This window comes from Sphingomonas bacterium (genome assembly GCF_903644055.1).
Lineage (GTDB): Bacteria > Pseudomonadota > Alphaproteobacteria > Sphingomonadales > Sphingomonadaceae > Sphingomonas_I.
On the sequence record NZ_CAHJXD010000066.1, the window covers coordinates 1 to 7,682 of the forward strand.

Consider the following 7,682-nt stretch of genomic DNA (forward strand, 5'->3'; position numbering starts at 1 on the left):
GTATCAGTCCGAGCGCGCGGACGAGATCGTGCCAGGCCGAAGCGGCGAACAGCAGGGTGAGCAGGATCGCCACGGCGGCGATGGCGGCGGCGCGCCTGGGCGGTTCGCGCGCGGCGAGCGCCAGCAGCGCGAGCGGGAAATATTTGAGCAGCCCGGCGAGCAAGGCGAGGCCGTAGCCGAGCAGGCGCGCGCGCGGCGATCGGCAGGCGAGCGTCGCCGCGGCGCCCGCGAGCAGGAAGAGGAGGAGATCGTTGTTGCCGCGCTCCACCGCGAACACCGCGACGCTGGAAACCGCGCCGAGCGCGATCGCGACGGTGTGCCGCGCCGTCCGCGCCTCCGGCAGCAGTAACAGCGATCCGATATAGGCGAGCGCGACGATCAGCCCCGCCGGCGCGCCCCACGCCAGCGTGACGGGCAGGTGCGCGACCAGCATCCACAGCGGCGAATAATCATAGATGCGCCCCAGCGTATCGCAGGGGTTGGAGACATAGATGTCGATCCCCGCCCGCAGGCAGCGCGCACCCGAAAGCATGGTTTCGGTATCGAGGAAGGGAAAGTCGAAGACATCGACCCCCCAGAGGATGACGATCTGGCGATAGGCGCGAAAGGCGCCGGCGATCCACAGCGCCGCGAGCAGCCCGAAGACGCCGGACGCCGCCAGCGCGGGAACGCGCCGCCGCGCCGCGTGGTGTCGCAAACGGGTCATATCTTGTCATGCGCGCGCATCGGGCGCCCCCTATAGGCTGATCGGCGTTAGCGCATTGGCAAGGTGCGCATGGTTAACAAGCGTGAATCGGGCGATAGGGATTGAGATGATCGACGGCAAAAGAGTCGCGGTGGTGCTGCCGGCCTATAATGCGGCGCGGACGCTGCGGCAGACCTATCAGGAAATCCCGCACGATATCGTCGACGACGTGATCCTGACCGACGACGCGAGCAAGGACGATACGTTGCTGATCGCGCGATCGCTGGGCATCCACACGCTCGCGCACGACGAGAACCGGGGCTATGGCGGCAATCAGAAGAGCTGCTACGAAAGCGCGCTGGCACGCGGCGCCGATATCGTCGTGATGCTCCACCCCGATTATCAATATACCCCGCGCCTCGTCACCGCGATGGCGAGCATGATCGCCTCGGGCCATTACGATGTCGTGCTCGCCTCACGCATCCTGGGGCGCGGTGCGCTGGCCGGCGGGATGCCGCTCTACAAATATTTCTTCAACCGGCTGCTGACCTTCGTGCAGAATTTGCTGCTGCGCCAGAAACTGTCCGAATATCACAGCGGCTATCGCGCGTTCAGCCGCGAATTGCTCGAGAAGCTGCCGCTGCGCGCCTGTTCCGAGGATTTCGTGTTCGACAATCAGATGCTCGCGCAGGCGCGCTGGTTCCGCTTCCGGACGGGCGAGATTTCCTGCCCGACCAAATATTTCGCCGAAGCCTCCAGCATCAATTTCCGCCGCAGCGTGACCTACGGTCTCGGCGTGCTGGCGACGAGCTTCGGCTATCGGCTCAACCGGATGGGGCTGATGCGCTCGGCGATCTTCCACGATCGGGCCGCGACGCTGGATCGCGGCCCGGGGGAGGTCGCCGAAAGCTATCGGGCGTTCAGGCGAAGAGCTTGATCGCGGTTTTGGCGACGATCTCGCCCTGGTGGCGCGCGCCCGCCAGTTCGATCTCCGAAGGCTTGCGGCTGCCGTCCCCGGCCGCGATCGTGGTGGCGCCATAAGGCGCGCCGCCGACGATCTCGTCGAGCGTCATCTGGCCGGCGTGGCTGTACGGCAGGCCGACCACGACCATGCCGAAATGCAGCAGGTTGGTGATGATCGAGAACAGAGTCGTCTCCTGGCCGCCATGCTGCGAGGCGGTGGAGGTGAAGGCGGCGCCGACCTTGCCGTTGAGCGCGCCGCGCGCCCACAGCCCGCCCGCCTGATCGAGGAACGCCGCCATCTGCGACGAGATGCGGCCGAAGCGCGTGCCCGTGCCGATGACGATCGCGTCATAACGTTCGAGATCGGCGACCACCGCGATCGGCGCGGCCTGATCCAGTTTGAAGTGGCTGGCCCTGGCGATGTCTTCGGGCACGGTTTCGGGAACGCGCTTGATATCGACCTCGGCGCCGGCCGCGCGCGCGCCATCGGCGATCGCCCCCGCCATCGTCTCGATATGGCCGTAGCTCGAATAATAGAGAATCAGCACCTTCGCCATGTTCGCTCCTCGGATATGTTCGAGGGGCGGATGGCAGCGACGGACGCGCGCGCCCAGCCGCAAAGTCTTGGGGAAAGCGTTCGAGGAAATGGAAAGGCCGGCGGCTGTCGACGGATAAGCAGCGGCTGCACCCGCCGCGATCGTCCCCAAGCGCACGCCTTCTTGCGAGTCATTCTCACGGGCGGACAGCCTTGCTTCGCACTTGCGGCAAGCTTAGGGCTGCGACCGACCGGACGGCCTAGTTTCAGCCGTTTCGCACGGAGATTTCGTCATGGCGACCGTCGCCGCCGGCTATCTGCCGATCCTGATGTTCCTGGGCGTGGCGATGGTGCTTTCGACGGCGTTCGTCGTGCTGCCGATCCTCGCCTCGAAGCTGACCGGATCGTCCAAGCCGAACCCCGAAAAGCTCAGCGAATATGAGTGCGGCTTTCCCGCGTTCGAGGACAGCCGCGCGCAATTCGACGTGCGCTTCTATCTCGTCGCGATCCTGTTCATCGTCTTCGATCTGGAGGCGGCGTTCCTCTATCCCTGGGCGGTGGCGCTGGGCGGCATCGGTTTCGCGGGCTGGGGCGCGATGATGATCTTCCTCGTCGAGCTCGGCGTCGGCTTTGCCTATGCCTGGAAGAAAGGGGCGCTGGAATGGGAGTGACGCTGCCGCAGGCGCTCGATCCGCACCCGCAGGAGACGACGCTTCCCGATCCCGATTTCTTCAGCGGCCTCAATGCCGAGGTGCAGGACAAGGGCTTCCTAGTCACCTCCGCCGAGGAGCTGTTCCAGTGGGCGCGCACCGGATCCTTGTGGTGGATGACGTTCGGGCTCGCCTGCTGCGCGGTCGAGATGATCCACGTCAACATGCCGCGCTACGATCTCGAGCGCTTCGGCGCGGCACCGCGCGCCTCCCCGCGCCAGAGCGACGTGATGATCGTCGCGGGCACGCTCTGCAACAAGATGGCGCCCGCGCTGCGCAAGGTGTACGACCAGATGAGCGAGCCGAAATACGTCATCTCGATGGGTTCGTGCGCCAATGGCGGCGGCTATTATCATTACAGCTATTCGGTGGTGCGCGGCTGCGATCGGATCGTGCCGGTGGACATCTACGTGCCCGGCTGCCCGCCGACCGCCGAGGCTTTGCTCTACGGCGTGATGCAGTTGCAGCGGAAGATCCGCCGCATGGGAACGATCGAGCGGTGAGGGGAGGAACGCAATCCTCCCCTGCAAGGGGAGGTGGCAGGCGAAGCCTGACGGAGGGGTATCGCCCTCTCCAGAGCGGGACACCCCTCCACCATCGCTTCGCGACGGTCCCCCTCCCCTTGCAGGGGAGGAACTGATGGGTGCCCCGCATCCGAAATATGCCTCCAACGAAGGCGTGATCGAGGTCGTGACGGGAGCGCTCGGCGACAAGCTGGTGGGCGCGACCGAGGCGGTCGGCGAGGTGCGGCTCGACGTGAAGCGCGGCAGCCTCGTCGAGGCGATGCGTATCCTGCGCGACGATTGCGCTTACCAGCAATTGATGGAGATCGCGGGCGTCGACTATCCCGATCGGGCCGAGCGGTTCGAGGTGGTTTACTGCCTGCTGAGCCTGACCAAGAACCATCGCCTTCGCGTGCATGTCTCGACCGATGAGGTGCAGCCGGTGCCTTCGGTCACGGGGCTGTGGCCGGTCGCCGGGTGGCTGGAGCGCGAGGTGTACGACATGTATGGCGTGCTGTTCGAGGGCAATGCCGACCTGCGCCGCATCCTCACCGATTACGGCTTTTCGGGCCACCCGCAGCGCAAGGATTTCCCGCTGACCGGCTTCGTCGAGCTACGCTATTCGGAGAGCGAGAAGCGCGTGGTCTACGAGCCCGTCAAGCTCGCGCAGGATTTCCGGACGTTCGATTTCACCAGCCCCTGGGAGGGGGCGGACTATGTGCTGCCGGGAGACGAGAAGGCGCCGCAGGCCCCGGGTGCGCCGACGCCGCTCAAGGCCGACGAGGTGAAGAAGTGAGGGCGTTCCATACTGCCTCTCCCCTTCGGGAGAGAGGGTCGGGGAGAGGGGGCTGTGCGTGTCGTAGCAGCGCATCGCTTCGCCTTACCCGACCCCCCCTCTCCCAACCCTCTCCCCTGAAGGGGAGAGGGCTTTGAGCAGCCGCACCGTCACCGTCGGGACGACCGACGCCGCCGCGATCGACAGCGATCATGGCGCGGACAATTATACGATCAACTTCGGCCCGCAGCATCCCGCCGCGCACGGCGTGCTGCGCCTCGTCATGGAGCTGGACGGCGAGATCGTCGAGCGCGTCGATCCGCATATCGGGCTGCTCCACCGCGGCACCGAGAAATTGATCGAGTACAAAACCTATCTCCAGGCTTTGCCCTATTTCGACCGGCTCGATTATTGCTCGCCGCTCAACATGGAGCACAGCTATGTGCTCGCGATCGAGAAACTGCTGGGGATCGAGGTGCCGATCCGCGCGCAATATCTGCGCGTGCTGTTCGCCGAGCTCAGCCGCATCTGCAATCACATGCTCAATCTCGGCTCCCATGTGATGGACGTCGGCGCGATGACGCCCAACCTGTGGCTGTTCGAGGTGCGCGAGGATTGCTACGGCTTCTTCGAGCGCGCGAGCGGAGCCCGGATGCATATGGCGTGGTTCCGGCCGGGCGGGGTGCACCAGGACGTGCCGCTCAAGCTGCTGACCGATATCGGCGACTGGCTCGACGAGCGGATGCCGCGGCTGTTCGAGGATGCGATCAGCCTCGTCGCCGACAATCGCATCTTCAAGCAGCGCAACGTCGATATCGGGCTGGTTTCGCGCGACGACGCGATCGCCTGGGGCTTTTCCGGCCCGATGATCCGCGCGGCGGGCGTGGCGTGGGATATCCGCAAATCGCAGCCCTACGACGTCTACGACCGCATGGACTTCGAGGTGCCGGTGGGCACCAGGGGCGATTGCTACGATCGCTTCATGGTGCGCGTCGAGGAGGTCCGCCAATCGATGCGGATCATCAAGCAATGCCTCGCCGAAATGCCCGAGGGGCCGATCGCCAGCCTCGACCGCAAGGTCGTGCCGCCCAAGCGTGGCGAGATGAAGCAATCGATGGAGGCGCTGATCCATCACTTCAAGCTCTATACCGAGGGCTTCCATGTGCCCGCCGGCGAGGTCTATGTCGCGACCGAAAGCCCCAAGGGCGAATTCGGCGTCTATCTGGTGAGCGACGGCACCAACAAGCCCTATCGCTGCAAGATCCGCCCGACCGCGTTCAGCCACCTCCAGGCGATGGACTTCATGATGAAGGGCCACATGCTCGCGGACACGACGGCGGTGCTCTCCGCGATCGACGTGGTGTTTGGGGAGTGCGATCGGTGAAAGTCGCACGCGCACTGCGATATTTTAGCTTTGCTCTCGTCATCATTCTCGTTGGCTCACAGCCAATGTTGTTAATGGCGAAAACCATGGGAGCCGATGTTGCCTCGATTAAGTGGCCTGTTGTGTTCTGGTCGGGTGTTTTGCTGCTTGGAGCGCTAATCGCTTCAGCTCTAAGTGGCTTGATTCAGGCAGGTATCCGGACGTCCAATCGCCTTCGGGAACCAGGGCATGGCTGATGCAGCCCAAATCCCCGACGAAGCCGAGACGCGCGCGCGCTGGGGCGGGTTCGCGTGGACCGACGCGAACGCCGAGCAGGTCAAGGTCGTGATGGCGCGCTATCCCAAGGGGCGCGAGCATTCGGCGATCATGCCGTTGCTCGATCTGGCACAGCGGCAGGTCGGCGCTGAGACGCAGACGCAGGGGTGGCTGCCCGTGCCGGTGATCGAATATGTCGCGAAGGCGGTGGGCATGCCCTATATCCGCGCTCTGGAGGTCGTCAGCTTCTATACGATGTATAATATGGCGCCGGTCGGCCGCTATCATGTGCAGGTGTGCGGGACGACGCCGTGCATGCTGCGTGGATCGGACGACGTGCTCGACGCCTGCTACGCCAAGGGGCTGAAGAAGGGCGCGACGACGGCGGACGGGCTGTTCACGCTCACCGAGGTCGAATGCCTCGGCGCCTGCGTCAACGCGCCGATGGTGCAGATCAACGATGACAATTACGAAGATCTGACGTTCGACAGCACCACCGCGATCCTCGAGGCGCTGGCGCGAGGCGAGCAACCGAAGCCGGGGCCGCAGATCGATCGCTTCCTGTCGGCGCCGGTCGGCGGGCCGACGGTGTTGAAGGAGTTCGCGAAGTGAGCGGGCGCAACCTCACCCCTCTTTCCTGGAGGGGAGAGGGTTTATGGCGGTCCGCTATGATTCTCCTCATCGCCCTCGTCGTGCTGGTCGTCGTGATCAAGCTCGCGCTCGGGCTGATCGTGCTGGCGATCGGGCTGGCGGCGGCGGTGCTCGTCTATTTCGCGGCGGAGAAGCTGATCGGGAGGGGCGAATGATGGGAGTGGCGCCAGAACCGACGCTGCGGGAGGCGTGCGGGGCAAGATTGAACGTGGTGCTCGCGGCTGAACCCCCCGAGAAGCACGCCTTCCTGCGCGAGTTCTTCGACCTGTGCTGCGACATCAGCGACACGATCAGATCATGCGGTAAGCTGGCTGGCGATTGTGATGTAAGCGTCGCAAGGACGAACGATCGGATGGCGCGTTTCCTCGCGACGGAGACGAGCGATGGCTGAAGACGGTGAAGGTGGCGAAGTCGTGAGCTTCATCGCCGAACAGTTCAGGCGGCTGAACATGCGTCTGGACAAGATCGAGGCGCATTTGGAACGGCTGGACGATCGGATGAACCGACTGGAAGACCGCATGGCGCAAGTCGAACGACGGCTTAGCGCGTCGGCGCATCTTGAGCAGGGGATCGTCGCGAATCTGGCGAGCCTCCACGAAAGCATGGACAGCTTTCGCGCGACGAGCGTCGCCTTCGATCGGCGTATTGCGATGCTGGAAACGCGCTAATGATCGCCTCGCTCGACGACAAGGACCGCATCTTCACCAACATCTACGGCTTCCAGGACTGGAAGCTGGAGGGCGCGCGGAAGCGTGGCGACTGGGACGATACCAAGGCGCTGATGGCGCGTGGGCAGGACCAGATCATCGACGATATCAAGGCGTCGGGCCTGCGCGGGCGCGGCGGGGCGGGGTTTCCGACGGGGATGAAGTGGAGCTTCATGCCCAAGGAGAGCAAGCCTGGGCGGCCGAGCTTCCTGCTGATCAATGCCGACGAGAGCGAGCCGGGATCGTGCAAGGATCGCGAGATCTTGCGTCACGATCCGCACAAATTGCTGGAAGGCGCGCTGATCGCCGGCTTCGCGATGCGCGCGCGCGCGGCCTATATCTACATTCGCGGCGAGTTCATCCGCGAGGCGGAGAACCTCTTCGCCGCCGTCGCGCAGGCCTATGACCAGGGGCTGCTCGGCAAGAACGCCGCGGGCTCGGGCTATGATTTCGACGTGTTCGTCCATCGCGGCGCCGGCGCCTATATCTGCGGCGAGGAAACCGCGCAGATCGA

Annotated in this window: 11 protein-coding genes and 1 pseudogene; 10 read left to right on the plus strand and 2 right to left on the minus strand. The window is 64.6% G+C overall.

Translation table 11 applies throughout. The features are described from left to right. Positions 1-706: hypothetical protein (locus HUU94_RS02715; protein WP_217429543.1), on the minus strand; the 706-nt coding region annotated here is incomplete at its 3' end. 106 nt (positions 707-812) lie between these two features. On the opposite strand from HUU94_RS02715, the gene HUU94_RS02720 reads away from it, so the two are divergent. Then, positions 813-1,622: a glycosyltransferase family 2 protein gene (locus tag HUU94_RS02720; protein WP_174273586.1), complete on the plus strand. Its 810-nt coding sequence runs from the start codon at positions 813-815 to the stop codon at positions 1,620-1,622. Here the strand turns inward: HUU94_RS02720 and wrbA are convergent. After that, entirely contained in the window at positions 1,606-2,205 is a 600-nt protein-coding gene (gene wrbA, locus HUU94_RS02725) for an NAD(P)H:quinone oxidoreductase (protein WP_174273587.1), read from the minus strand. The two genes, HUU94_RS02720 and wrbA, sit on opposite strands and share 17 nt — an antisense overlap. A gap of 271 nt (positions 2,206-2,476) precedes the next feature. Here wrbA and ndhC point away from each other — a divergent pair, with 271 nt between their 5' ends. The 9 genes and pseudogenes from ndhC to HUU94_RS02770 form a co-directional block, all read left to right on the plus strand. Then, complete coding sequence (ndhC, locus tag HUU94_RS02730; RefSeq protein WP_174273588.1) at positions 2,477-2,854, plus strand: NADH-quinone oxidoreductase subunit A; 378 nt, start codon at positions 2,477-2,479, stop codon at positions 2,852-2,854. Further along, on the plus strand, positions 2,845-3,396 hold the full coding sequence (locus tag HUU94_RS02735; protein ID WP_174273589.1) for a NuoB/complex I 20 kDa subunit family protein: 552 nt from the start codon (positions 2,845-2,847) through the stop codon (positions 3,394-3,396). Before ndhC ends, HUU94_RS02735 begins: the two co-directional genes overlap by 10 nt. A gap of 136 nt (positions 3,397-3,532) precedes the next feature. Then, a complete protein-coding gene (locus HUU94_RS02740) occupies positions 3,533-4,192 on the plus strand; it encodes an NADH-quinone oxidoreductase subunit C (protein ID WP_174273590.1) in 660 nt (219 codons plus the stop codon). A gap of 178 nt (positions 4,193-4,370) precedes the next feature. Then, positions 4,371-5,555, plus strand: coding sequence for an NADH-quinone oxidoreductase subunit D (locus HUU94_RS02745; RefSeq protein ID WP_174273595.1), 1,185 nt, complete (start codon positions 4,371-4,373; stop codon positions 5,553-5,555). Positions 5,556-5,783: 228 nt separating this feature from the next. Further along, positions 5,784-6,422 (plus strand): NADH-quinone oxidoreductase subunit NuoE, encoded by a 639-nt coding sequence (nuoE, locus tag HUU94_RS02750; protein WP_174273591.1) that lies wholly within the window; start codon positions 5,784-5,786, stop codon positions 6,420-6,422. Positions 6,423-6,478: 56 nt separating this feature from the next. Next, positions 6,479-6,616: a hypothetical protein gene (locus tag HUU94_RS02755; protein WP_174273592.1), complete on the plus strand. Its 138-nt coding sequence runs from the start codon at positions 6,479-6,481 to the stop codon at positions 6,614-6,616. Between the two features lie 47 nt (positions 6,617-6,663). After that, the gene (locus HUU94_RS02760; protein ID WP_217429544.1) at positions 6,664-6,852 is read left to right on the plus strand and encodes a hypothetical protein; all 189 of its coding nucleotides are present in this window, start codon (positions 6,664-6,666) and stop codon (positions 6,850-6,852) included. 22 nt (positions 6,853-6,874) lie between these two features. After that, a complete protein-coding gene (locus HUU94_RS02765; RefSeq protein WP_174273594.1) occupies positions 6,875-7,129 on the plus strand; it encodes a hypothetical protein in 255 nt (84 codons plus the stop codon). Then, positions 7,129-7,682: pseudogene (locus HUU94_RS02770) on the plus strand (NADH-quinone oxidoreductase subunit F); the annotation flags it as partial. The gene HUU94_RS02765 and the pseudogene HUU94_RS02770, both read left to right, overlap by 1 nt.